23 protein-coding genes are annotated in these 23,511 nt (G+C 71.3%); 10 read left to right on the top strand and 13 right to left on the bottom strand.

Annotated elements, in window-relative coordinates:
* Window positions 1-152 precede the first annotated feature (152 nt).
* From J2S22_RS19130 to J2S22_RS19110, 5 genes are all read left to right on the top strand, one after another.
* On the top strand, window positions 153-905 hold the full coding sequence (locus tag J2S22_RS19130) for an FkbM family methyltransferase (protein ID WP_272775266.1): 753 nt from the start codon (window positions 153-155) through the stop codon (window positions 903-905).
* A complete protein-coding gene (locus tag J2S22_RS19125; protein ID WP_272775265.1) occupies window positions 902-2,368 on the top strand; it encodes a glycosyltransferase family 4 protein in 1,467 nt (488 codons plus the stop codon). The genes J2S22_RS19130 and J2S22_RS19125 overlap by 4 nt, the downstream gene beginning before the upstream one ends.
* A 179-nt stretch (window positions 2,369-2,547) precedes the next feature.
* Window positions 2,548-4,392: an ABC transporter ATP-binding protein gene (locus J2S22_RS19120; protein ID WP_272775264.1), complete on the top strand. Its 1,845-nt coding sequence runs from the start codon at window positions 2,548-2,550 to the stop codon at window positions 4,390-4,392.
* 37 nt (window positions 4,393-4,429) lie between these two features.
* Entirely contained in the window at window positions 4,430-5,221 is a 792-nt protein-coding gene (locus J2S22_RS19115; RefSeq protein WP_272775263.1) for an alpha/beta fold hydrolase, read from the top strand.
* The gene (locus J2S22_RS19110) at window positions 5,218-6,009 is read left to right on the top strand and encodes an enoyl-CoA hydratase/isomerase family protein (RefSeq protein ID WP_272775262.1); all 792 of its coding nucleotides are present in this window, start codon (window positions 5,218-5,220) and stop codon (window positions 6,007-6,009) included. The genes J2S22_RS19115 and J2S22_RS19110 overlap by 4 nt, the downstream gene beginning before the upstream one ends.
* Before the next feature lie 9 nt (window positions 6,010-6,018).
* Here the strand turns inward: J2S22_RS19110 and J2S22_RS19105 are convergent, their stop codons facing one another.
* Window positions 6,019-6,684 carry a TetR/AcrR family transcriptional regulator gene (locus J2S22_RS19105; RefSeq protein WP_272775261.1) on the bottom strand — a complete coding sequence of 222 codons (666 nt, stop codon included), beginning with the start codon at window positions 6,682-6,684 and terminating at the stop codon, window positions 6,019-6,021.
* A gap of 716 nt (window positions 6,685-7,400) precedes the next feature.
* Between J2S22_RS19105 and J2S22_RS19100 the strand changes: the two genes are divergently transcribed.
* Entirely contained in the window at window positions 7,401-8,513 is a 1,113-nt protein-coding gene (locus tag J2S22_RS19100; protein WP_272775260.1) for a RuBisCO large subunit C-terminal-like domain-containing protein, read from the top strand.
* 234 nt (window positions 8,514-8,747) lie between these two features.
* The gene (locus J2S22_RS19095) at window positions 8,748-9,218 is read left to right on the top strand and encodes a cupin domain-containing protein (RefSeq protein ID WP_272779606.1); all 471 of its coding nucleotides are present in this window, start codon (window positions 8,748-8,750) and stop codon (window positions 9,216-9,218) included.
* 55 nt (window positions 9,219-9,273) lie between these two features.
* On the opposite strand, the gene J2S22_RS19090 is transcribed toward J2S22_RS19095, so the two are convergent.
* The 10 genes from J2S22_RS19090 to J2S22_RS19045 form a co-directional block, all read right to left on the bottom strand.
* Window positions 9,274-10,245: a Bug family tripartite tricarboxylate transporter substrate binding protein gene (locus tag J2S22_RS19090; protein ID WP_272779647.1), complete on the bottom strand. Its 972-nt coding sequence runs from the start codon at window positions 10,243-10,245 to the stop codon at window positions 9,274-9,276.
* Window positions 10,246-10,494: 249 nt separating this feature from the next.
* Window positions 10,495-10,986 (bottom strand): GlcG/HbpS family heme-binding protein, encoded by a 492-nt coding sequence (locus J2S22_RS19085; RefSeq protein ID WP_272779607.1) that lies wholly within the window; start codon window positions 10,984-10,986, stop codon window positions 10,495-10,497.
* A 25-nt stretch (window positions 10,987-11,011) separates the two neighbouring features.
* Complete coding sequence (locus tag J2S22_RS19080; RefSeq protein ID WP_272779608.1) at window positions 11,012-12,370, bottom strand: NAD(P)H-dependent oxidoreductase; 1,359 nt, start codon at window positions 12,368-12,370, stop codon at window positions 11,012-11,014.
* A 304-nt stretch (window positions 12,371-12,674) separates the two neighbouring features.
* Window positions 12,675-13,643: an ABC transporter substrate-binding protein gene (locus tag J2S22_RS19075; protein WP_272779609.1), complete on the bottom strand. Its 969-nt coding sequence runs from the start codon at window positions 13,641-13,643 to the stop codon at window positions 12,675-12,677.
* A gap of 300 nt (window positions 13,644-13,943) precedes the next feature.
* Window positions 13,944-14,525, bottom strand: coding sequence for a YqaA family protein (locus J2S22_RS19070; RefSeq protein WP_272779610.1), 582 nt, complete (start codon window positions 14,523-14,525; stop codon window positions 13,944-13,946).
* Between the two features lie 87 nt (window positions 14,526-14,612).
* On the bottom strand, window positions 14,613-14,981 hold the full coding sequence (hisE, locus tag J2S22_RS19065) for a phosphoribosyl-ATP diphosphatase (protein WP_272779611.1): 369 nt from the start codon (window positions 14,979-14,981) through the stop codon (window positions 14,613-14,615).
* A 141-nt stretch (window positions 14,982-15,122) separates the two neighbouring features.
* Window positions 15,123-15,488 carry a hypothetical protein gene (locus tag J2S22_RS19060; protein WP_272779612.1) on the bottom strand — a complete coding sequence of 122 codons (366 nt, stop codon included), beginning with the start codon at window positions 15,486-15,488 and terminating at the stop codon, window positions 15,123-15,125.
* Window positions 15,489-15,603: 115 nt separating this feature from the next.
* Window positions 15,604-17,133, bottom strand: coding sequence for a tripartite tricarboxylate transporter permease (locus tag J2S22_RS19055; protein ID WP_272779613.1), 1,530 nt, complete (start codon window positions 17,131-17,133; stop codon window positions 15,604-15,606).
* 1 nt (window position 17,134) lies between these two features.
* Window positions 17,135-17,581 (bottom strand): tripartite tricarboxylate transporter TctB family protein, encoded by a 447-nt coding sequence (locus J2S22_RS19050; protein ID WP_272779614.1) that lies wholly within the window; start codon window positions 17,579-17,581, stop codon window positions 17,135-17,137.
* Between the two features lie 175 nt (window positions 17,582-17,756).
* Entirely contained in the window at window positions 17,757-18,764 is a 1,008-nt protein-coding gene (locus J2S22_RS19045) for a Bug family tripartite tricarboxylate transporter substrate binding protein (protein WP_272779615.1), read from the bottom strand.
* A 282-nt stretch (window positions 18,765-19,046) separates the two neighbouring features.
* Between J2S22_RS19045 and J2S22_RS19040 the strand changes: the two genes are divergently transcribed.
* The gene (locus tag J2S22_RS19040) at window positions 19,047-19,364 is read left to right on the top strand and encodes a DUF1330 domain-containing protein (protein ID WP_272779616.1); all 318 of its coding nucleotides are present in this window, start codon (window positions 19,047-19,049) and stop codon (window positions 19,362-19,364) included.
* A 55-nt stretch (window positions 19,365-19,419) separates the two neighbouring features.
* Here the strand turns inward: J2S22_RS19040 and mntR are convergent, their stop codons facing one another.
* Window positions 19,420-19,917: a manganese-binding transcriptional regulator MntR gene (gene mntR, locus J2S22_RS19035; protein WP_272779617.1), complete on the bottom strand. Its 498-nt coding sequence runs from the start codon at window positions 19,915-19,917 to the stop codon at window positions 19,420-19,422.
* A gap of 211 nt (window positions 19,918-20,128) precedes the next feature.
* Between mntR and J2S22_RS19030 the strand changes: the two genes are divergently transcribed.
* Entirely contained in the window at window positions 20,129-21,445 is a 1,317-nt protein-coding gene (locus J2S22_RS19030; RefSeq protein WP_272779618.1) for an Nramp family divalent metal transporter, read from the top strand.
* A gap of 37 nt (window positions 21,446-21,482) precedes the next feature.
* Here the strand turns inward: J2S22_RS19030 and J2S22_RS19025 are convergent, their stop codons facing one another.
* Window positions 21,483-21,950, bottom strand: coding sequence for a cupin domain-containing protein (locus J2S22_RS19025; protein WP_272779619.1), 468 nt, complete (start codon window positions 21,948-21,950; stop codon window positions 21,483-21,485).
* 53 nt (window positions 21,951-22,003) lie between these two features.
* Here J2S22_RS19025 and J2S22_RS19020 point away from each other — a divergent pair, with 53 nt between their 5' ends.
* The gene (locus tag J2S22_RS19020) at window positions 22,004-23,233 is read left to right on the top strand and encodes an FAD binding domain-containing protein (RefSeq protein ID WP_272779620.1); all 1,230 of its coding nucleotides are present in this window, start codon (window positions 22,004-22,006) and stop codon (window positions 23,231-23,233) included.
* Window positions 23,234-23,511 lie beyond the last annotated feature (278 nt).

Genomic DNA, 23,511 nt, shown 5'->3' with positions numbered 1-23,511 from the left:
GCCTGTCGACATTACGCGCGACCGGTCGCCGGTCGTCCGACCGGCGCCACGCCGATCGTGTCTGGAAGAAACGAGATGCTTGAAAGTTCATTCTGTTCGCGTTGCTGCAGCCGTCCGTCCCGGACGATCGATCCGGCCGGCCGGTCTGCGACATGAACCTCCACACAGCGATGCTCGAGCGGCCGCCCATGGTCTCCTACGCCCAGAACAACGAGGACGTGCTGCTCGAGCGCTGCTTCGTCGGGCAGCCGCGCGGCTTCTACATCGATGTCGGGGCATGGGATCCGGATGCCGATTCCGTCACCAAGCACTTCTATCTGAAGGGCTGGTCCGGCATCAATGTCGAGCCGAACGAGGTCTATTTCGACCGGCTCGTCGCGGCCCGGCCGCGCGACATCAATCTCAAGGTCGCGGTCGGGACCGAGGACGGCGCGACGGCGCGCTTTCTCGAGGTGCACGACACCGGCCTGTCCGGCCTGAAGGACACCATGGAGGTCGATGTAATCGCGTCGACCGGCTACACGGTCACCGAGCGCGACGTCGAGGTGCGGTCGCTCGCGGCGATCACCGATGTCCATGTGTCGGGCGAGGTCGACTTCCTGAAGATCGACGTCGAGGGGGCCGAGCGCGCCGTGATCGAGAGCGCCGAGTGGCGCGCCTGCCGCCCCCGCGTGGTGATCGTCGAGGCAGTCCGGCCGGTGACCTGCGAGCCGACCTGGTTCGCCTGGGAGGGCCTGCTGTTCGACGCCGGCTACCGCTTCGCGCTGTTCGACGGGCTGAACCGGTTCTACTTCCGGGCCGAGGAGCCCGAGCTGCGCGAGCGGCTCGAGGTGCCCGTGAACGTGCTCGACAATTTCGTCCCCGCCCGGTTCCTGCCCAACCTCCACCCGCCGGTGCCGCGATGACGGTGTGGTACGACGTCTCCGATCTCGTCGACTGGCCGCTGCAGCATCTGACCGGCATCCAGCGGACGGTCGTCGGCATCCTCTCCGAGCTGCGTCACGTCCGTCCGGACGTCCGCCTGTTCCGCTACGATCCGGCGTCGCGGACGATCGCCGAGGTCGGCCTCGAACAGCTTCCCGAGGTGGTGAGGGTCTGTCTGCTGCCGGTCGCCAACGATCGGGCCGGGCCGGGTCCGGCGCGCCGCCCGGTGCCGCTCGGCCTCGTCGCGCCGGCCGCCGCGGCGGCGCCGAAGCGGCGTCTGAACTGGTGGCAGCGGACCGTCGTCGCCGCCACGCCGGACGACATCCGCACCGCCTGGCGCCACGTGCGGCTGAGCGTCCGCGGCCTGGTCCGGACGCTGCGCACGCGCCGCTGGCGCGGGGCCGCCGCGTCCGCTCCGCAGGAGCCGACCCTCGCGCGGGCCGGGCCGCCCGTGGTGGCGGATCTGTTCCGGCGCGACGACGTGGTGCTGTCCGGCACCGCGGGATGGGGGCTCGACGGCTACGGCGAGACCATCGCGGCGAGCAAGCGCGTGCACGGCTTCCGCTGCGTCAGCATCGTCTACGATCTGATCCCGACGCTGTTCCCGCAGTGGACCCCGAACCACGCGATGGCGGCGCTGATCACCCGCTGGGTGCGCCGGCAGATCCGCAACGCCGACCTGCTGCTGACCATCTCCGAGTTCCAGCGGCGCGAGATCACCCGCTACATCCGGCGCGAGAACCTGCCGGCGCGCCCCGTCGAGGTGATCCGGCTCGGCGACGATCCGCTCCGGCCCAAGGTCGCCACGCCCGCCGCCACGCCCGCCGCCACGTCGACGGCGGCCAGCTCGCCGCTGCCGCGCGTCGTTCCGAAGCGTCCCTTCGTGCTGTGCGTGTCGACGCTCGAGATCCGGAAGAACCACGTCTGCCTGTATCACGTCTGGCGGCGGCTCGCGGAGGCGCGCGGCGACGAGTGCCCCGAGCTCCTGCTGATCGGCACGCGCTACGTGCTGATGGACGACCTCCTGCATCAGATGCGCCACGACACCACCGTGAACACCAGGATCACGATGCTGACCAGCGTGCCCGACGAGGAGCTCGCCTGGTACTACGCGAACTGCCTGTTCACCATCTACCCGTCGCTCTACGAAGGCTGGGGCCTGCCGGTGTCGGAGAGCCTGCGGCTCGGCAAGTACTGCATCGCCTCCGGGGCGAGCTCGATTCCCGAGGCGGGCGGCGATCTCGTCGACTACTTCGATCCGGTCGACGTCGCCGAATGCCACCGGCTGGTCGTCCGCGCGCTCGACGATCGCGGCTATGTCGCGGCCCGCGAGGCCGCCATCCGGGCCGGCTACGTCCCGTGGTCGTGGCGGCGGACCGCCGAGCAGGTCGACCGCGCCATCCGGTCGCTGGACGAGGGCCAGCCGCTGGTCCGCAGCGCCTGACCGGACGCCGCGGCGCAGTCGCGCGTCCCCCCGTCGCCCCGCCGTCTCCCCGTGACCATCGCCGGTCCTGCCGCGCCACCGGCCGGCGCCGGCGCCGCGGCCGGCCGGGTTGGACGCGGGGGCGACGATCGACTACAGTCCGCCCGGCCACCGGTCCCGCCCTCAGCGAGTCGTCAATGATGAGTATCTTCAAAAAGTTAGCGGAGCTGGTGAAGCCCCGGGCCGGGTCCGATCCGAGCGGCACGCTGACCATCGTCTATCGCCTGCTCAGCGAGTTCGGCCGCGGCCATGCGCGCAGCTACGGACTCGCCTTCGCCTTCATGGGTGCCGGTGCGGCGTGCACGGCGGCGACCGCCTACCTGATCGGCTCGGCCGTCAACCAGGTCTACGTCAACAAGAGCTTCTACGGCGTCGCCGCGGTGTCGCTCGCCGCCATCGTGATCTTCGCCGTCAAGGGCGTCGCGACCTACGGCCAGGCCGTCACGCTGGCGCGGATCTCGAACCGCATCATCGCCGGCAACCAGAAGCGGATGTTCGACCGGCTGGTGCGGCAGAACCTCTCCTTCTTCACCGACAAGCACTCCTCGGAGTTCGTGGCGCGGGTCAACTACGGCGCCGGCGCCGCCTCGGGCGTGCTGAACGCTCTGATCACGGCGCTCGGCCGCGACCTGCTGACCCTGATCGGCCTGGTCGCCGTGATGGTCTACCAGCAGCCGCTGCTCTCCATCGTCGGCCTCCTGATCATGCCGCCGGCCGTGCTGGTGCTGCGCACGCTGATCAAGCGCGTGCGCCAGATCACCATGACGCAGTTCGGCGGCACCGTGATGATCCTGCAGGCCCTGCAGGAGACCGTGCAGGGCTTCAAGATCATCAAGGCGTTCAACCTCGAAGGCGTCATGCAGGAGCGGGTCTACCGCCATGTCGACGCCATCGAGCAGGCCTCCAACAAGCTCGCCCGGGTGCAGAACCGTTCGACCCCGCTGATGGAGTCGCTCGGCGGCACGGCGATCGCCGCGGTGCTGATGATCGGCGGCTACAGCGTGCTGGTACTGGACGCGACGCCGGGCGGGTTCATCTCGTTCATCACCGCCTTCATCCTCGCCTACGAGCCGGCCAAGCGCATCGCGCGGCTCAATCTCGAGCTGCAGTCCGGCCTCGTCGGCGTGCGGATCCTGTTCGAGCTGCTCGACCTGCCGACGCCGCCGGCCGACACCCGCACCGCCCGCCTCTCGGTGAGCGAGGGCCGTGTCCGGTTCGAGGCGGTCGAGTTCGCCTACCGGCCCGGCGAGCCGGTGCTGAAGGCCGTCTCGTTCGAGGCGGCGCCCCACAAGGTGACGGCCTTCGTCGGCGCCTCGGGCGGCGGCAAGTCGACCATCTTCAACCTGCTGCTCGGCCTCTACCGGCCGCAGGCCGGCCGCATCCTCATCGACGGCCAGGACGTCGCCGAGGTGTCGCCGGAATCGCTGCGCGAGGCCTTCGCCTATGTTGGCCAGGACGTCTTCCTGTTCCACGGCACCATCCGCGAGAACATCGCGCTCGGCCGGCGCGGGGCGAGCGACGACGCGATCGTCGCGGCCGCCAAGGCGGCCTATGCGCACGACTTCATCATGGCCTTCCCGGACGGCTACGACACCAAGGTGGGCGAGCAGGGCGCCCAGCTCTCCGGCGGCCAGCGCCAGCGCATCGCCATCGCCCGCGCGCTGGTGCGCGACGCGCCCATCATCCTGCTCGACGAGCCGACCGCCGCGCTCGATTCCGAGGCGGAGTCCTACGTGCAGGCCGCCATGGGCGAGCTGACCAAGGGCCGCACCACCCTGGTGATCGCGCACCGGCTCTACACCATCGCGCATGCCGACCGCATCCACGTGGTCGAGAACGGCGAGATCGTCGAGGCGGGCCGCCACGAGGAGCTGCTGAAGAAGGGCCAGCGCTACGCCACCTTCTACCAGCTCCGCCTGTCCGAGCCCGGCGCCGCGGAACCGGCGGGCGACGCCGCGGACGGCGTCATGCGGGCGGCGGTCTGAGTCTGGTCCGGCGCAGCGATCATCGGGCAGCCACAGCATGCGGATCAGGGCCAACGGCATCGATTTCAACTGCACCGTCGAAGGGCCCGAGGGGGCGCCGTGGGTGGTGTTCAGCAACTCGCTCGCCACCAGCCTCGCCATGTGGGACGGTCAGGCGGCGCTGCTGCGTGATCGCTTCCGCGTGCTGCGCTACGATCAGCGCGGCCACGGCGGCACGGAGGCGCCGGACGGCCGCTACGATTTCGATCTGCTGATCGCCGATCTCGCGGCGCTGCTCGATGCGCTCGGCATCGCCCGCTGCAGCCTCGTCGGTCTGTCGATGGGCGGCACCACCGTTCTGGGCCTCGCCGCCCGCCAGCCGGAGCGTGTCGAACGCGTCGTCGCCTGCGACACCTCGGCGGCGTCGTCGCCGGAATCGGCCCGCGCCTGGGAGGAGCGCATCGCGCTGGCCCGTGCGCAGGGCATGGAGGCTCTGGTGGAGCCGACGGTTCGACGCTGGTGCCCGCCCGCGATCGTCGCCGCGAACCCGCCGCATGTCGACCGTCTGCGCGAGATGATCCGCACCACGCCGGTGAACGGCTTCGCCGGCTGCGCCGCCGCGCTCGCCGATCACGACATGCGGCCGGCCGCCGCGACGATCGTGCGACCCGCCCTGTTCGTCGTCGGCGAGCAGGACGGTGCCACCCCGACGGCGATGCGGCGCCTCGCCGATGCGCTGCCGGGCTCGCGCTGCGAGGTGATCGCCGGCGCCGGCCACATCTCGAACATGGACCAGCCCGAGGCCTTCGACCGCGTGCTGCTCGGTTTCCTCGCCGGAGCGCCGGCGTGACCGACCATGTGCTCTTCGAGCACGACGCCCGCGGCGTCGCCACGCTGACGCTCGACCGTCCCGACAAGGGCAACGCCTATGACGGCCGCATGCTGGAGCGGCTCCTCGCCTGCATCGCGGCGGTCGCCCGGGATGCGGGCGTGCGGGCGCTGGTGCTGCGCGGCAACGGGCGCCATTTCGGCGTCGGCGGCGACGTTCTGGGCGATCCCGAGGCGCATGCGGGACCCAGCAATGGCGGCGGTGTGTCGATGCCGAGCGTCTGCCTCGCCCTCGACGCCTGCCCGAAGCCGACGGTCGCGCTCGTCCACGGCGCCTGCATGGGCGGCGCCTTCGCGCTCGCCGCCTGCTGCGACGTGCTGATCGCCGCCGAGGATGCGAGCTTTGCCGTGCCGGAACTGCGGCTCGGCTTCCCGGTCGCGCCCTACGTGCCGCTGTTCGAGCGGGCGCTCGGCCCACGGGCCCTGCGGCGCCTGCTGATCACGGGCGAGCGCATCGGCGCCGAGGAGGCGCTGCGGCTCGGCGTGGCGCACCAGCTGTGTGCGGTCGCCGACATGGAGGCTGTGCTCGCCGGGACGCTCGAGGCGATCATGCTCTGCGCCCCCGATGCCACCGCCGAGGCGAAACGGGATCTGCGCGTCCTGCGGGGCGTGGCGCCGACGCCGGAGCTGATGGAATCGCTGCGCGAAACCTTCCACCGCGGCTTCTGGTCGCCCGAAGGCGTCGAGGGTCGCGCCGCGTTCCGCGACCGCCGGCCGCCGGCCTGGGCGCCCCCGACGAAGCGCCCCTGACTCGCGGCTCTAGTCGAGCCGTCGCGGCCGTCCGGCGAGGCCGGTCAGCGCCAGATGGGTCAGCCGATCGGCGAGGCGTTCCACCATGGCCTGGTCGTAGCGCAACCCGAACGGCGCCGCCCGATACGCGTCACGGCTGCGCACGAACGGCATTGCCTGGTTCATCAGCCAGGCGGTGGCGATGGCGATCTCCTCGTTGCTGGCATCCCGTGGCAGCAGCTTCCGGGCGATGGCGTTGGCCGCGGTCAGTCCCGGCGACCGGCCCGACGCGAGGAACTGCTTGTAGGGCCGCGACGGCGCCATGTCCTCCCAGGCGAACACCTTGAGATAGCGGCCGATGGTGTTCCGCCGCAGCACCGGCCGGAGCTGGTGGCGGATGAGGTCGCGCAGCATCTCCTCGGGCGGCCGCTCGTCGGGCTCGCCGAAGCCGTCGGTGTCGCCCGCGAAGGCCGTCGCGGCGGCGTGCAGGACCTCCTGATAGAGACCTTCCTTGTTGCCGAAATAGTGCTTCACGGCGGCCGGATTGGCGCGGGCCCGCTGGCAGATGCGCCGGACCGAGGCGCCGGCGTAGCCGTGGTCCGCGAAGACCGCGAGGGCGGCACGCAGCAGCCGCTCGCGGGTCAGGGCAGGACGTCGAGCAGTGATCCGATCGAACTCGTGACGCGGTGTTTCCATTCGAGCACCTTGCTGGTCGCCGACTCGGCGGCGGACCGCGCGAGCCGGAGCGATGAACCGAAGGTCCAGTGACGTTCGACAGCGGTGTCCTCGACCGGACCCTCGAGGGTTCGAGCGAGGGCTGGGCGGTCGAGCGCCGGCGAGACAGTCGGGGGCTCGATGGAGGCCGCGGCGCGAGGCGCCGCGGTGATGGCGACGGGCGTCGTGCGCGGCCCCGTCGCGATGTCACGGGTGCGGACCGGCCCCGGTGGGGGCCGCGTCCCGTGTGATTCAGCGCCGGGACCGGGCCGCGGTACGGCCGCGACGGCCCTCCGCTCCGCCACCGTGACGGTGGCGGGAGGCTCGATCCGTGTGATGGCGCTGCGAAGCTCGGCGGGCGGCCGAGGCGGCCCGTCGGGTGGCGACGCGTCCTGAATGACCGAAAGCACCAGTGTCGCCGCGGTCGTCGCCGTCCCCGCGATCGTCACACCCTTCGAATATCGTCTGACGAGCAAACGCGCCGTCTCGCTCCGAAGGAGCCTCGGCCAGCCCACGATTTGACTACTCCCCATTCCCCCGCCGCAAATTAGGCCAGCGTTTCATGGCGGAGATGGGGCTTTCGCGTGTCGGTCCTGGTGCCGGATTGGGGCGCGTGTCGGCCGCTGCGATGTGCTACGAAAGCGTTCATCCCACTGAATCGGGATGATTTTCGACAATCGCCCGTGAGAGGAAACACCGTGTCCGGCGTCCGCCGTCTGGAGGTCACCTATCTGATCCGGGCGGCGCCCGCCGACATCGAGTCGCGGGCGCAGGCCCTGGCGATCGAGCAATCGGTGGAAATGCCGCTGTCGGCGATCACCGAGCCGGCCGTGATCGACACGATCGTCGGCCGGGTCGAGGCGATCGTGCCGGCCGATGCCGGCCGCTTCGCCGTGACGATCGGCCTCGCCGAAGCGACCGTCGGGGCCGATGCCGGCCAGCTTCTGTCGATGCTGTTCGGCAACTCGTCGCTGCACGACGACGTCGAGCTCCTCGACGTGGCGCTGCCGGCGGCGACGGCCGCGGCCTTCGGTGGCCCGCATCACGGCATCGCCGGCCTCCGCGCGCGGCTCGGCGTTCACGGCCGGGCGCTGACCGCGACGGCGCTGAAGCCGCAGGGCCTGCCGGCCGCGGCGCTCGCCGGGCTCGCACGACACTTCGCCGAGGGCGGCATCGACCTGATCAAGGACGATCACGGCATTGCCGACCAGCCGGCCGCGCCGTTCGCCGAGCGGGTGCCGCGCATCGCCGCGGCGGTGCGCGACGCCGGCGCGCGGACCGGCCACACGCCGCTCTACGTGCCGAACCTCTCGGGCGACCTCGACCGCATGCGCACCCAGGTCGCCTGCGCGCGCGCGGCCGGGGTGCGGGCCGTGATGGTGGCGCCCATGGTGGCGGGCTTCGCCAATGTCCACACGCTGATCGCCGAGAACCCCGATCTCCTCGTCGTCACGCATCCGGCGCTGGGCGGGGCGAGCCGCATCGCGCCGCCGCTGCTGTTCGGCAGGCTGTTCCGCCTGATCGGCGCCGACGCGGTGGTCTATCCGAACTACGGCGGCCGCTTCGGCTACACGACCGTGACCTGCCGGGCGCTGGCCGACGCGGCGCGGGCGCCGTGGCACGGGCTCGCCGCGAGCCTGCCGGTGCCGGCCGGCGGGATGACGCGCGAGCGCGTGCCGGAGCTTCTGGACTTCTACGGGGCCGACGTGATGCTGCTGATCGGCGGCGCCCTCCTGGAGGCGCGCGAGACCCTCGCCGCCGCCACGGCGGATTTCGTGGCCGCCGTGCACGGGCATGACTATATGGGGTGAGACCGCTCCATGGCCCCAAGACCGACCGGATCGGAGCCACGGCCTATCGATCGTCGTCGTCCGCGCACGCGGACGACCCAGTATCCGCTGAACTCCGTCGTTTCAGTCGAATGGCTGCGGCGTACTGGGTGCTCCGCCTTCGCGGAGCACGACGGGGGAGAGGCTTCGGATGCGAAGCGGCACCTGTAGGGCGCCGCCCGGAACGACCTGGACGGCCGAGATCGAGACTGCACCATGACCACCGACGCGAACGACACGATCCGCAAGGCCGAGGACGACTTCCGCTGGGAGGGCGTCGAGGCGCGGCCCTACAAGGAGGACGAGCGGGCGCTGTTCCGGTCGGTGTCGCGGCAGATCCTGTTCTCGGATCCGCGGCTCGCCGGGGAGCTGCGCTACTTCGAGGTGGCGCCGGACGGCTTCTCGACGCTGGAGCGCCACGAGCACGTGCATGCCGTGATGATCTTTCGCGGGCGCGGCCACTGCCTCGTGGGCGACGCGGTGCGCGAGGTCGGCGAGCGCGACCTCGTCTTCATTCCGCCGATGACCTGGCACCAGTTCCGCGCCACCGGAGGCGAGCCGCTCGGCTTCCTGTGTCTTGTGAACGCCGAGCGCGACCGCCCGCAGCTTCCGACCGCCGACGATCTCGCGGCGCTGTCGGAGAAGCCAGAGATCGCCGCGTTCCTGCGCGGCGAGCCGGGACGCTGAGCTGCGGTCGGGTCGGGCGGCGCGCGCCGTGAGACGCGCGCCGCCGTGACGGCGGTCAGTCGATGCTCACGCCCGCAGCGGCGACCACCGGCTTGAAGCGCGCGCGCTCCCGCTCGATGAAGGCGCGGGCCGCTGCGGGCGAGGATTCCGTGACCGGATCGATCCCGAGCTTGCGCAGCTGGGCCTGGACGTCCGGGTCGGCCATGACGCGCGCCGTCGCGGCCTGCAGCCTGGTCAGCACGGGCTGCGGCGTCCCCGCGGGCGCCGCCACCAGGTTCCACAGGCCCGCCTCGAAGCCCTTGATCTTCAGGGCCTCGTCGACGGTGGGGATGTCGGGCGCCAGCTCGGAGCGCTTCGCCGATGCGACCGCGAGGATGCGCGCCTTGCCGCCGCGATGCTGCGGGAGCGAGGTGCCGAGCGTGTCGATCACCATGCCGACCTGATTGCCGATCAGATCGTTCATGGCCGGCGCCGAGCCCTTGTAGGGGATGTGCGGGATGTCGAGGCCGCCGGCCTCGGTCTTGAACATCTCGCCGGCGAGATGCAGGAACGTGCCGGTGCCGGGCGAGCCGTATTGCAGCTTCCCCGGATTGGCCTTCACGGCCGCCACCAGGGCCGCGAGGTCGGCCGGCCCGGAGGGATGCACGACCACCACGGCGGGCGCCGAGCCGACGATAGCGACCGGCGAAAAATCATCGAGGGAGTCGTATTTCGGGCTCTTCGACAGCAGATTGTACAGCCCGTGCGTCGAGGCCGTCGCGAACAGCAGCGTGTAGCCGTCCGCGGGCGCGCGGGCGACCTCGGTCGAGCCGATCGCGCCGGCCGCACCGGCCTTGTTCTCGACGATCATCTGCTGCCCGAGAACCGCCGACATCCGCGCCGCGTATTGCCGCGCGAAGACGTCGGTCGGTCCGCCGGCCGGAAACGGCACGACCAGACGGACCGTCCGGCTCGGATAGGCGTCCTGGGCCCATGCGGGCGACGCCAGGGACCCGAGGCACAAGGCCACGGTCGCAAGGAGCTTCATCACGTTCGTTTCCTCCTGGTGAGTTGTTGGTCTGTTTCGTTTCGCCGCGCAATCGAACCGACCCCTCTCCGTCCTCACCCCGACGAGCGCCCGCGAGGGTGCGTCTCGAAGGGGGGGCCGCCGAAGTCGAGCCTGCTCGACTTCGGGCTCATGGTGCGCAGATCGACCGAGCTCGATCTGCGTGTTCGAGACGCGGCCTGCGGCCGCTCCGCGCCATGAGGGATGAGTCGATCCAGTCGCGTGTCGGTCTCAGAGGCCGGCGTCGCGCCAGTTCTCGGCCGGCTTGTCGGGGTGCGGCGTCAGCCCGGCGCGCTGCACGGCCGTGATGGCCGCATACTCGTCCTTGTCGGACGCGTCGCCGCTGATGCCGACGGCGCCGATCACCTCCTTCGCCGCGTTCATCACCAGCACGCCGCCCGGCACCGGGATGAAGCGTCCGTCGGACGCGGCGGCGAGCGCGCTCTGGAAGGCCGGGCGCTCGCGCAGGCGATCCCGGATGGTGCGGCTGGAGATTCCCATGCCGAGCGCGCCCCAGGCCTTGCCGATGGCGATGTCGCCCCGCAGCACGCCGGATCCGTCCTCGCGCTTGAGCACGACCAGCGTGCCGCCGGCGTCGAGCACCGCCACGGTCAGCGGCAGCAGGCCGACCTCGCGCCCGGCCGCGATGGCGTCGTCGGCGATCGCGTCGGCCGTGGCGAGCGGCATCGACACCTGCAGCCGGTGGACATAGTAGTCGCTCACGATCGTTCCCCCGTTCCTGTGGTCGTCACGGACGTCGCTCCGGCGCGGCGCCGAAGGCGGCTTCCATGTCTCGGCGCGTCCTGACGGCGATGTCGGTCGTGTCGATCGCGACGTCGCTCCAGCGCAGCGCGGCGCCTTCCGGGACGTCGCGGGTGAGCGTGACGCCGTGGGCGAGGCCGAGCGGCAGCAGTCCCTGCGCGAGCGATCGTGGGGCCGGCGTCTGCCGGCCCCAGACACAGAAGCCGCCTTCGCCGTCGAGGATCTCGCCCTGCTTCAGCGCTCGCTTCGCGGTGGCGACGACGTCGGAGCGGAAGCCGGTCGGTGCGCCGGTCGGCTCGCCGCGCAACGCCGCGCTCGCCACCGAGACGCCGAGCTCGAGGCCGATCATGTGGATCGGCCGATAGAGCGCGGCGTAGCGCCCGCTCGCATCCGGCAGCATGGCGTATTCCCGGAAGCAGCGCCGCGCATAGTCGGTCTCGCCCTCGACCACCACATAGGTGCCGAGCGCCAGATGATGCGGCACGTCGCGGCCCTGCCGGTCGACCGAGGAGACCACCTCGGTGACGCCGGCCTGTTCCAGCGTGCCGCCGTCGGCGATCGGGCGGCACACGCCGGCGAGTTCGAACCGGCTCGCCGGCGGGAAGCGCAGCCCGTCCGACTGCGGCACCAGGCCGGTGGCGTTGCACACCGCCGTCATCTCGATCGCCGACTTGGTCCCGTCGACGAAGGAGTTGAACATCTTCGGATTGATCGAGCCGCGGTCGGAGATCGACAGATACTTGTCGAGGATGTCCCACACCGTGTCGGGCGTCGAGGCGTGATAGTGCGGCTCGTACCGGGTGCCCTTGCCGGCGGCCACGACCTTGAAGCCGCAGGTGCGGGCCCAGTCGACATGCTCGCAGATCAGCGCCGGCTGGTCGCCCCAGGCGAGGCTGTAGACGACGCCGGCCGCCTTCGCCCGCGCGGCGAGCAGCGGGCCGGCGAGCGCATCGGCCTCGACATTGACCATCACGACGTGCTTGCGCTGGGCGATCGCCGCGAGCGCGTGGCCGATGCCGGCGGCGGGCACGCCGGTCGCCTCGATGATCACCTCGATGCCGCCCCGCGCGATCAGGGCGGCGGCGTCCGGGCCGACATGGGTCTTTCGCGACTTCAGCGCGTCGTCGAGAGAGTCCGCGGTGGAGCGTTCCGGCTCCCAGCCGGCGGCCGCGAGCTGGCGCCGCGCGCGGTCGACGTCGAGATCCGCGATGCCGGCGACATGCAGGCCGCGCGTCAGCCGCGCCTGCGCCAGGAACATGGCCCCGAACTTTCCGGCGCCGATCAGCCCGACCGTCACGGGCCGCCCGGCCGCCTCGCGTGCGCGAAGCTTCTGCGAGAGGTTCATGTGTGCATCCGGTGAACTATCGACGATGCAGGACGACGTGCCGGACACGGGGCGGCGGACCTTCGGCCCGCGGCCCCGTCGATCCGCGCGCAGTCTAGCAGCGCGCGGCCGTGCGGATCCCGCGTCCCGGGCCGGCCGCGACGCAATTCGTCGTGACGGGCCTCGTGTCCCGGGCGCGGCGCACCGCGCCGCGATCCGGGACCGGGGGGCGGACGCGGCGGGCCGAGGATCGTTGCCGGGGCACGCCGCCGAGAGACGGGGATGCCGTGTCGTGCCTCTGAGCGTGCCGGCCACGAATGCCGTCTCACATCCCGGCGATCGCCTTCTGATAGTACGACAGGTCGACATAGTCGGCGGCCGGCCGGGTCGGCTTGCCGGTGTGGCGGGTGCGCAGCGCCAGCACGTTCTCGAAGCCCTTCATGTCGAGGGCGGCGTCCTTCGGCATGCCGGTCATCAGCAGGTCGTAGCCGGCCGCCGCGACCTCCTCGGGAAGCTTGAGTTTGTCGGCGACGAGCTTGATGGCCGCGGCCTTGTTCTTCGGGTCGGACGACCAGCGCACGCCCTCGACATAGGCGGAGAGGTACTTCACCAGCGTGTCGGAGTTCTCGCGGGCCCACTTGGCGAGCACGAAGCCGGCGGAGGCCTGGTACGGGCCGATCTTGGCGGTCGCCTCGCCCATGTCCTTCAGGCCGCCCTTGGCGGCGCGCAGCGAGAAGGGCGGGTTGAGCATGGTGGCGGCCAGCGTCTTGTCGGCCATGAGGGCGTCGACCCGCTTCATCGTCGCGCCGACCACCTGCACCTTGTAGTCCTTCTCGCGCTCGAGCCCGGCGAGGCGGAGGATCTCGTAGAGCTGGAACGCATAGGCGGTGTTGGGCGCGTCGACCGCGACGGTCCTGCCGCGCAGGTCCTCGAGTCGGGCGATGTCGGGCTGGACGAACAGCCGGTTCATGCCGTTGTCGCCGCCGACCACGATCTTGGCGTCGGCGCCCGCCATCTCGACCATGGCGACCGAGTTGTCGGAGGCGGCGTGGACGACCTGGAAGCGGCCCTGGGCGAGGCCGTTGCGCAGCTCGTCGGAGTTCGGGGCGATCTTCATGTCGACCTCGAGGCCGCGCTTGGCGAAGAGGCCCTGCGACTGCGCCGCGAACAGCGGCAGGTTCTGCATGCCGGCGAAGACCATGATGGTCAGCCTGGTCTGCGCCACGGCCGGGGCCGAGCCGGCGATCAGGGCGGCGGTGGCGGCCGCGAGGGTGAGGCTTCGGACGCGCGTCATGGGTGCTCCTTGTCGTTCCGCTGCGTGTTGTTCGGCGTCGGGAAGGGGAGGGGGGCCGGCGCCCCGGGGGAGCCGGGCACGCGCCGCCGCCGCCGCGGGAGCGCGGCGGGACAGCCGTCAGGCGGGATCAGGATGCAAGTCGGACCTCCCGGTGGCGGATCTTGATCGTCCGCCTGACGGGCACTCTAGAGCGAAAACGGGGCGGCTGGGAACCGGCCGCGCGCGCATGCGCCCGGGCGTCGCGGCCCGGTTCGCGCATGGCGCCATCCGAAAGGACGCCGGCCCGGGGGCCGGCCCGGATCACATGACGTAGAGGGCCGCGACGATGCCGCCGATCAGCACGATCAGGAAGATCGTGAACCAGAAGCCGAGCCGCTTCTCGATGTGCTCGCGGGCGACCGGGCCGTAGCGGTTCAGCAGGAAGGCGGAGAGGAAGAAGCGGGCGCCGCGGGTGATCACCGAGAACACCACGAACAGCGCGAAGTTGTAGCCGGCGAAGCCCGACGTGATGGTGACGATCTTGTAGGGGATCGGGGTGACGCCCTTGATCAGGATGATCAGCGAGCCCCATTGCGCATAGGCCTCGCGGAACGCCTCCACCTTGTCGCCGTAGCCGTAGAGCGAGATCAGCCAGAGGCCGACCGAATCGTACAGGAACGCCCCGATCGCGTAGCCGAGCACCCCGCCGGCCACCGAAGCGAGGGTGCAGACGAGCGCGTAGTAATACGCCTTGTCCGGGCGCGCGAGCGCCATCGGGATCAGCATGGTGTCGGGCGGGATCGGAAAGAACGAGCTTTCCGCGAACGACACGGCCCCGAGCGCCCAGGCGGCGCGCGGCTTGCCCGCGGCGCCGATGCACCAGTTGTAGAGCTTCCTCAACATGGCCGCCTGCTTAGCCGGGGCGGCGCGGAAAGTCCATGCGGCGCCGAGGCCCCTCGCGGCCGATGGCGGCCGGCGGCGGCGATCCGCTCACCCGCGCTTGCGCAGGCCCTCTGGCGGGACGCGCTTGCGGCGGGCCTTGGGGGGGCGCTTGGCGAGCTTCTCGGCGATGCCGTAGAGCTGCTCGCGCCGGTGCATCTCCTTCCACACCTCGCCCGGCGTGACGCCGACGGCGGCCCACAGGACGGTCAGGTTGTAGACGAGGTCGGCGCTCTCCCGCACGACGTTGTCGTGGTGGTCGTCCATCGCCTCGATGATCACCTCGGTCGCCTCCTCGGCGACCTTCTTGGCGATCTTGGCGCGGTCCGAATGGACGAGCCGGGCCGTTCGCGAGCTCGACGGCTTCGCGCCCTGGGCGGCCTGCACGGCCCGGAACAGGCGATCGATCGAATCAGCCATGCACGAACGATAGCGGACGAATGCGCCGCGGCCATCGTGCACAGCCGCACTGCACATAAAAAATGGCGCTGCGTTGCAGCGCCATCGCAGTCCCGGCCGTCACGGACCCGCCCGGCCGTCGGCCGGGCGGGTCGCGGCGACTCACCAGCGGTCGTAATAGCCGTAGGGTGCGTATCCCGGGCCGTAATACCCGTAGGCCGGCGGCGGCGCGTAGTAGCCGTACGGCGCCGGTGCGTAATAATAGTTGCGCCGGGCCGCGTTGGCGGCCGCGATGGTGGCCGCCGTCGCGGCGAAGGTGCCGAGCGCCCACGGCACGGCGGGCGGCACGCCGCGATAGCCCCGGCCGCGGTAGTAGCGCCGCTGGGCGCCGGCGTCGACCGTGCCGCTGCTCAGATCCGGCACGGACTTGCGGGCCGGCGCGGCCTGGGCCGGCGCGAAGCCGAAGCCCGCGATGGTGACGGCAGCCGCCGTGAGGACGGCCACGGCCGTGGTGGATGACTTGCCCATCTGATCCTCTCGCTGTCGGCGTGGATGGAGACAACGCACGAGCCGATGCTTTGTTCCGGTGCTCTGGTCCGGTGCCGCGGCTGCGGCCCGCGGCCGCGCCGGTGACGGCGGCCGCTCACGCCTGCTCGCCGGCCTCCTCGGCGGCGAGGCGGGCCCGCCAGTCGCGCCGCCTGCGCAGGAGCGAGGCGGCCGACAGAGCGAGCAGGACGGCGCAGAGGGCGAGCAGCACGGCGGCGATCGGCCGTTGCACGAAGATCGTCCAGTGCCCGTTCGACATGACGAGCGACTGGCGCAGGCTCATCTCCAGGATCGGGGCGATGACGAGGCCGAGCACGAGCGGGGCGGGGTCGAAGTCGAACTTGCGCAGCAGCCAGCCGACGACGCCCATCGCCAGCATGATCCACACGTCGACGATCGAGTGGTTCACCTCGTAGACGCCGACGATGCAGAACATGACGATCAGCGGATAGAGATAGGCGTAGGGGATGCGCAGCACGCTGACGAACAGGCCGACCAGCGGCAGGTTGAGGGCGAGCAGCATCAGGTTGCCGACATACATCGAGGCGACGAAGCCCCAGAACACGTTCGGGTGCTCGGTGACGAGCTGCGGCCCCGGCGGGATGCCGTGGATCAGCAGCGCCGCCATCAGCACGGCGGTCACCGGCCCGGTCGGCAGGCCGAGCGCCAGCATCGGCACGAAGGCGCCGGTCGACGCCGCGTTGTTGGCCGATTCCGGCCCGGCGACGCCGGCGACGGCGCCGTGGCCGAACGCTTCGGGCGTCTTCGAGAGCCGCCGCTCCAGCGCGTAGGACAGGAAGCTCGAGATGATGTGGGCCGAGCCCGGGATGATCCCGACCAGGAAGCCGAGCACGCTGCCGCGGCCGATCGGCGCCGCCGCCTCGCGCCACTCGGCGCGGCTCGGCAGCAGCTCGCGGAACCGCGGCGCCACCACGGCGGTCGTGACGGTGCGGCTCGGGGTCGACAGGATCTCGCCGAGCCCGAACAGGCCGACCGCCACCGGCACGATGCCGATGCCGTCGCCGAGCTCGGGGATGTCGAAGGCCCAGCGGAAATGCCCGGTCATCACGTCGATGCCGATCATGCCGAGCATCAGGCCGACGCTCGCCATCAGCAGCGTACGCACCAGCGAGGTCGCCGACATGTAGGCGAGGAAGACGAGGCCGAGCACCAGCAGCGCCGTGAACTCGGGCGGGCCGAAGCGCAGCGCGAAGGCGCCGAGCGGCGGTGCGACGAGGGTCAGCATGATCACGCCGAAGGTGCCGGCGACGAACGAGCCGACCGCGGCGATGCACAGCGCGGCGCCGCCGCGGCCTCGCCGGGTCATGGCGTAGCCGTCGATGCAGGTCATCACCGAGGCGGCCTCGCCCGGGATGCGCATCAGGATCGAGGTGGTCGAGCCGCCGTACTGCGAGCCGTAATAAATGCCGGCCAGCATGACGATCGCCTTGGTGGCGTCGAGCCCGAAGGTGACCGGAAGCAGGATCGAGATGCCGGCGAGCGGGCCGATGCCGGGCAGCATGCCGACCAGCGTGCCGACCAGGCAGCCGACGAAGGCGTAGAGCAGCACGTCCGGCCGCAGCGCGACCGAGAACCCGAGCAGCAGGCTGTCGATTGTGGCTTCCACGTCAGGTCCAGAACGATCCGGAGGGGAGGGGCGCCTTCAGCAGCGTGCCGAACACGAACCAGGTCACCGCCGCGACGCCGAGGCCGAACAGCGCGGCGGCGACGAGGCGCCGGCGCTCGACCAGGCCGACGAGGCCGAACAGCAGCAGCGTCATGGTGATCAGGACGCCGAGCCGGGTGTAGAGGAAGGCCGCCAGCGCGGTGGCCACGATCACCCGCAGCGCGTGGTCGGCGTCGCTCCAGTGCCCGGCCGTGATCGGCGGGCTCGCCGCGCCGCGGAACAGCAGCACGAGGCCGAACAGCGCGATGAGGCCGATGGCGATCATCGGCATCATGCCGGCGCCCGGCATGGCGAGCGAGCCGACCGGCAGGTCGTCGCTCAGCCACCACAGGAGACCGGCGATCGCCACGAACACGGCGCCCGCCACGGTGTCGCGGCGGAGCGTCATCGCGGGCCACCGGCTGGACGAGAGCGGACCTCCTCCGCGCCGTCGTGCCGGCGCGCGTCGCGGGCATCCACGTCCTTCCGGTCGCACGGTGAAGAAGAGCCTGGATGGCCGGGACGAGCCCGGCCATGACGACTGCCGGAGCGGATCGCAGGCGCAGGTAGGCTCGTGCGTCCTCTCATCCCTCCACCTTGCCGATGCTGCGCACGGCGTCCTCGATGCGGCGGGCGTCGGCGTCCCAGAAGGTCTTGAACTCGGCCTGGTCCAGATAGGCGACGTCCTGGCCGATGTTCTTCATGGCCTTCTCGAAGGCGTCGGTCCTCACCGTCTCGCGGGTGACGTCGCGCAGCTTCGTCACCACCGCGTCGGGCGTGCCCTTGGGCGCGAACAGGCCGACCCACAGATAGTACTCGATGTCGAAGCCGAGCTCCTTCATGGTCGGCACGTCGGGCAGCGACGCGGCCCGCGTCGCCCCGAAGCAGGCGAGCGGGCGCACCCGGCCGGCCTTCATCTGGCCGCTGGCCGCCGCGATCGACGACACCAGCGCCTGCGAGTTGTTGCCGATCAGCGCCGTCACGGCGGGGCCGCCGCCGGCGGTCGGCAGGTGGCGCACCTGCAGGCCGGCGGCCTTGAGGAACAGCGCCATCGGCAGATGCAGCGCGCCGTACAGGCCGGACGACGAGAAGATCAGTGCGTTCGGCCGCTTCCTCGCGTCGTCCATGAACTCCTGCAGCGTCTTGTAGGGCTGCTGGTCGTTGACGACGAGCACGCAGGGATCGGCGATCAGCCGGGCGATCGGAATGAAATCGTCGCGGGTGAACTTCGGCTTGCGGCCGAACAGCCGGTCGACCTCGGCGAAGCCGGAGATCGAGACGATGTGCATCAGGAGCGTGTAGCCGTCCGGCCTGGCATTGGCAGCGAACTGGGCGCCGACCGCGCCCGCCGCGCCCGCCTTGGTCTCGATCACCATCGGCTGCTTGACGATGGTCTCGACCACCGAGGCGAACGGCCGTGCCACCACGTCGGCGGCGCCGCCGGGCGGGAACGGGTTGATCACCGTGATGGCGCGGGTCGGATAGTCGTCGGCGAGGGCCGGACCCGAGGCCGGTCCGAGGCTCATCGCGGTAGCCGAAACGGCGGCGCCGATCATCAGGCCCCGCCGGTCGATGTGACCGGTGTTGCTCACGTGGCATTCCTCCCTGAATCGGCGTTGACCGCCGTTGTCCTCTCCGGCTCTTCGGCCGTCCGGTCGGTGCGGCGCAGCATCGAGGCGAGCCGCGACGATCGTCCCGTCATGGTAGCGGTCGCGGCCGCGCGGTCAACACGCGGCGCGGCCGACACGGCGGAGACCGGACGGTTTGCATGCCAAGCGGCCGGGCGGCGCGATGCATTTCTGCACGCGCCCCATGCGGGCGAGGCTTTTGACAGCGGCGGCCGTGGTGCCCGACGCTGCAGGCGCCCGATCCCCATGACGGAGACCGCGATGCCGGCCTACTGGGTTGCCCGTGCGAAGATCAACGATCCGGTCGAGTACAAGAAGTACACCGACCAGGTGCCCGGCATCGTCAGCAAGTACGGCGGCAAGGTGCTGGCGCGCGGCGGCCGCTACGAGATCATGGAAGGGCCGGACAAGTTCCACCGCTTCGTCGTGATCGAGTTCCCGACCTTCGAGCAGGGCGTCGCCTGCTTCCGCTCGCCCGAATACGACGCCGCGGCTGCCTTTCGCCGCTCGGGCGCCGGCGAGGTGGAGACGATCGTGGTCGACGCCGGCGACGCGACGCGGTGAGAGATGCGACACGCGTCCCGCGTCCCGCCGGCGGCGAGCGGGGACCTGTTGCGCCTCAGCCCCGGTCCGGCGGCTTTCCGGTTCGCGCCGTGAAGCGCGCCATGGCGGCGAGCGTCTCTTCGGAGACGTGGTGCTCGATGCCCTCGGAGTCGCGGCGCGCCGTCTCCGGGCTGACCCCGAGCGCGCACAGGAAGGATTCGACCACCCGGTGGCGGGCCCGGGCGCGCTCCGCCATCGCCTCGCCGGCGGCGGTGAGGAACACGCCGCGATAGGGGCGCTGCTGCACCAGCCCGTCCTCGGCGAGCCGCTTGAGCATCTTGGCGACGGTCGGCTGCGCCACCCCGAGCCGGGCCGCGATGTCGACCTGCCGGGCCTCGCCGCCGGCCCGGATCAGGTCGGCGACCAGCTCGACATAATCCTCGGCGAGCTCGACCCGGCGGGCGTGCCGGGCCTGCCGGAACCCCTCCGCCCGCGTCTCGGCCGTGACGCCCGGCGCCGCCGTCGCGGCCGGCGCCGGTGCAGCCGGACGGGTCCGTGGTCGTCTGCTCGTCATCGGGTCGTCATCCGAGCGTCGCCGCTTGCCGGTGCCCTGTCATATCCGCCGCGCCGGGCGGGCCTCCACCTGTCCGATCCCGGTCTACGCCCCTCGCCGGTGAAAAAACACCCGCCGCTGCCCCGGCAAAGCCGGATGGGACCCTTGACGAATTAGCAACTCACCCAATTTATAGCAACGGCTATAGTAACCGGATGGAGATCCGGGCTGCATGGTGATCGATACCGCCAGAGACGCGGGCGAGCAGGGCTCCGACCGCACCACCGAGGCCATCCGCGACGTGCTGGCCGGCCGCCGCCACGGCGGCTTTTCGTTCCTGCTGTTCGCCGGACCGGCCGTGATCTCGTCGATCGCCTACATGGATCCCGGCAACTTCGCGACCAACATCCAGGCCGGCGCCAAGTACGGCTACACGCTGCTGTGGGTGGTGCTCGGCGCCAACCTGGTCGCCATGATGTTCCAGGGCCTGTCGGCCAAGCTCGGCATCGTCACCAACCAGAACCTCGCCGAGATGTCGCGCGACCACTTCCCGCGGCCCGTGGTGTGGGGCATGTGGGGGGTCGGCGAGATCGCCGCGATGGCGACCGACCTGGCCGAGTTCCTCGGCGGCGCCATCGGCCTGTCGCTCCTGTTCGGCATCCCGCTGATGGCCGGCATGGCGATCACGGCGGTGATCACCTACGGCATCCTGCTGTTCGAGCGCGGCGGCTTCCGCGTCATGGAGCTGATCATCGGCGCCATGGTGGCGATCATCGGCGTCTGCTACCTGATCGAGGTGTTCATCGCGCCGATCGACTGGGGCGGGGCGCTGAAGGGCATGGTGACGCCGAGCATCCCGTCGGCGGAGGCGCTCACCATCTCGGTCGGCATCATCGGCGCCACCGTGATGCCGCACGCCATCTATCTCCACTCCGGCCTGACCCAGGCGCGCGCGCCGGCCCGCAACGAGCGCGAGCGCCGCGCCCTGCTGCGCTGGTCGAACCGCGAGGTGGTGATCGCGTTGGCCATCGCCGGCCTCGTCAACATGGCGATGGTGATGATGGCCTCGGCCGCCTTCCATCTCGGCCACAGCGACGTCGGCGAGATCGAGACCGCCTACAAGACCCTCACGCCGCTGCTCGGCGCCGGCGCCGCCGCCGTGTTCCTGGTGTCGCTGATCGCCTCCGGCGTTTCGTCCTCGGTGGTCGGCACCATGGCGGGGCAGCTGATCATGCAGGGCTTCGTCGGCTTCAACATTCCGCTGCTGGTGCGCCGGCTCGTCACCATGATCCCGGCCTTCGTGGTCGTCGCGCTCGGCGTCGACGCCACCAACGCCCTGGTGCTGAGCCAGGTGGTGCTGAGCTTCGCACTGCCGGTGCCGATGATCGCCCTGGTCTGGTTCACGGGCCGCAAGGACATCATGGGCCGCTACGCCAACGGCCCGCTGCTCCAGGGCGCCGCCGTGATCGGCGCCGTCGTGGTGTCGCTGCTCAACGTCGTGCTGCTGATGCAGACCTTCGGGCTGCTCGACGGCTGGCTGCCGGGCTGACGCGCACCCGGCGCCGCCGCCGCGGGCTACGCCGCCCTCACGCCGCCGCGGCCCGTCGCCGCGCGCTCGCCGGGATCGGCAGCGGCGGATTGCTGCTCTGCAGCGTCTCGACGGTCAGGAACACCATCTCGCCGTCGCCGATGTTCTCCAGGTCGTGCACCTTGAACTCGCCCGGGCCGTAGGTCTCGTGCCGCGTCTCGCCGGGCTGGTAGGTGTACTCCACCGTGGTGCCGTCCATCAGATGCTGGCGGCCGCGGCTCGCCGTCACGGCGGTCCAGAAGTAGTCGAGGACGTGGCGGTGGAAGCCGATGCGTTCGCCGGGGGCGAGCCGGATCATCCACACCCGCACCCTGTCGGTCTCCGACACGAGCTCGTGGCCGACGCAGCCGTTCGGCGCCGCCGCCTCGCGCTCGAACTCCCGGCGGATCTCCGCCGGCCAGGCGGAGGTGTCGACGGCGGCGGCGGCCTTGTCCAGCATGGTCAGGGCGCTTGTCGTTGCATTCATGGGGGTCCTCCGGGTTATACGACAAGATATAACAACGAGACCGGGAGGAGGGAATGAGCGGTCCATCGGGACGAGGCAGGCGCGCCCTGATCGTCGGCGGCTCGATGAGCGGGCTGCTCACCGGCCTGCTGCTGCGCCGGCGCGGCTGGGACGTGGAGGTCTGCGAGCGGGTCGCCACCGCGCTGTCCGGCCGCGGTGCCGGTATCGTGGCCCAGGACGACCTGATCGCACGGCTGCGCGGGCTCGGCCTCGACACCCGGGCGCTCGGGGTCGCGATCACGACGCGGCAGATCGTCGAGCCGGACGGCAGCGTCTCCGACCGGATGAGCCGCCCGCAGACCTTGACCGCCTGGGAGCGCCTGTGGCGGCTCCTGCGCGACGCGTTTCCGGCCGCGCATTACCATGCCGGCCGCGGTCTCGCCGCGGTGGAGCAGTCGGACACCGGCGTCGTCGCGCGCTTCCTCGACGGCGGCAGCGAGGCGGCCGATCTCCTGGTCGGCGCCGACGGCATCCGCTCGACGGTGCGGTACGCCTGCGATCCCGCCGTGGTGCCGGAGTATGCCGGCTACGTCGCCTGGCGCAGCCTTCTGGCGGAGACCGACTTCCCGCCCGCCGCCCATGCGGCGCTGTTCGAGCGGATGACGTTCTGCCTGCCGCCCGGTGAGCAGTTCCTGGGGTATCCCGTGGCCGGCCCGGACGACGACCTGCGGTCCGGGCACCGGCGCTACAACATCGTCTGGTACCGCCCCGCCGACGAGGCGGGCCGGCTCAGGGACCTGCTCACCGACGCGACCGGCACCACGCATGCGATCTCGATCCCGCCGCCGCTGATCCGCCGGACCGCGATCGCCGAGCTGATGGCCGATGCGCGGCGCCTGCTGGCGCCGCAGCTCGCCGGCCTGGTCGCCCTGATGGAGGAGCCGATCCTGCAGCCGATCTACGACCTCGAGGCGAAGCGGCTCGCCTTCGGGCGGATCGCGATCGTCGGCGACGCCGCCTGCGTGGCGCGGCCGCACGTGGCGGCCGGCGTCGCCAAGGCGGCCGACGACGCGGCGGCCCTGGTCGATGCGGTGGCCGAGAGCGACGACGTGCCGGCGGCGCTGCGCGCCTTCGAGGCGGCGCGGCTGCCGGTCAACCGCCGCATCGTCGAGCGCGCCCGCCATCTCGGCGCCTATCTGCAGGCGACCCAGACCGCCGAGGAGCAGGCCCGCTCGCGCGAGCACGGCATCCCGCATGCCGTGATGGCCGAGACCGCGGTGCTCGATTTTCTGCACGAGGCGTGAGGAGACGAACGGCCCTCTCTTCACCTCTCCCCGCTGGGGCTAGGTCAGGCGCACATTTTTCACGCGGGTTTCCCGGGCGTGCACAAGGCCGCGGTGCGGTCGTTCTCTGACCTCGCCGCATGCATGGCGGGGCTCCCTCTCCCCGGCGGGGAGAGGGTTGGGGTGAGGGGGAACCGGCGCCGATGAGTCCATCGTGAGGTGAGCACCCCCTCACCCGGAGCTCGCGCTGGCGCGCGAGCCCCGACCTCTCCCCGCTGGGGAGAGGTGAAGCGAGGATG

The organism is Rhodoplanes tepidamans, assembly GCF_030813915.1.
GTDB lineage: Bacteria > Pseudomonadota > Alphaproteobacteria > Rhizobiales > Xanthobacteraceae > Rhodoplanes > Rhodoplanes tepidamans.
Note: the sequence above shows the minus strand (reverse complement) of the source record. Positions and strands in the feature narration are given on the sequence as shown.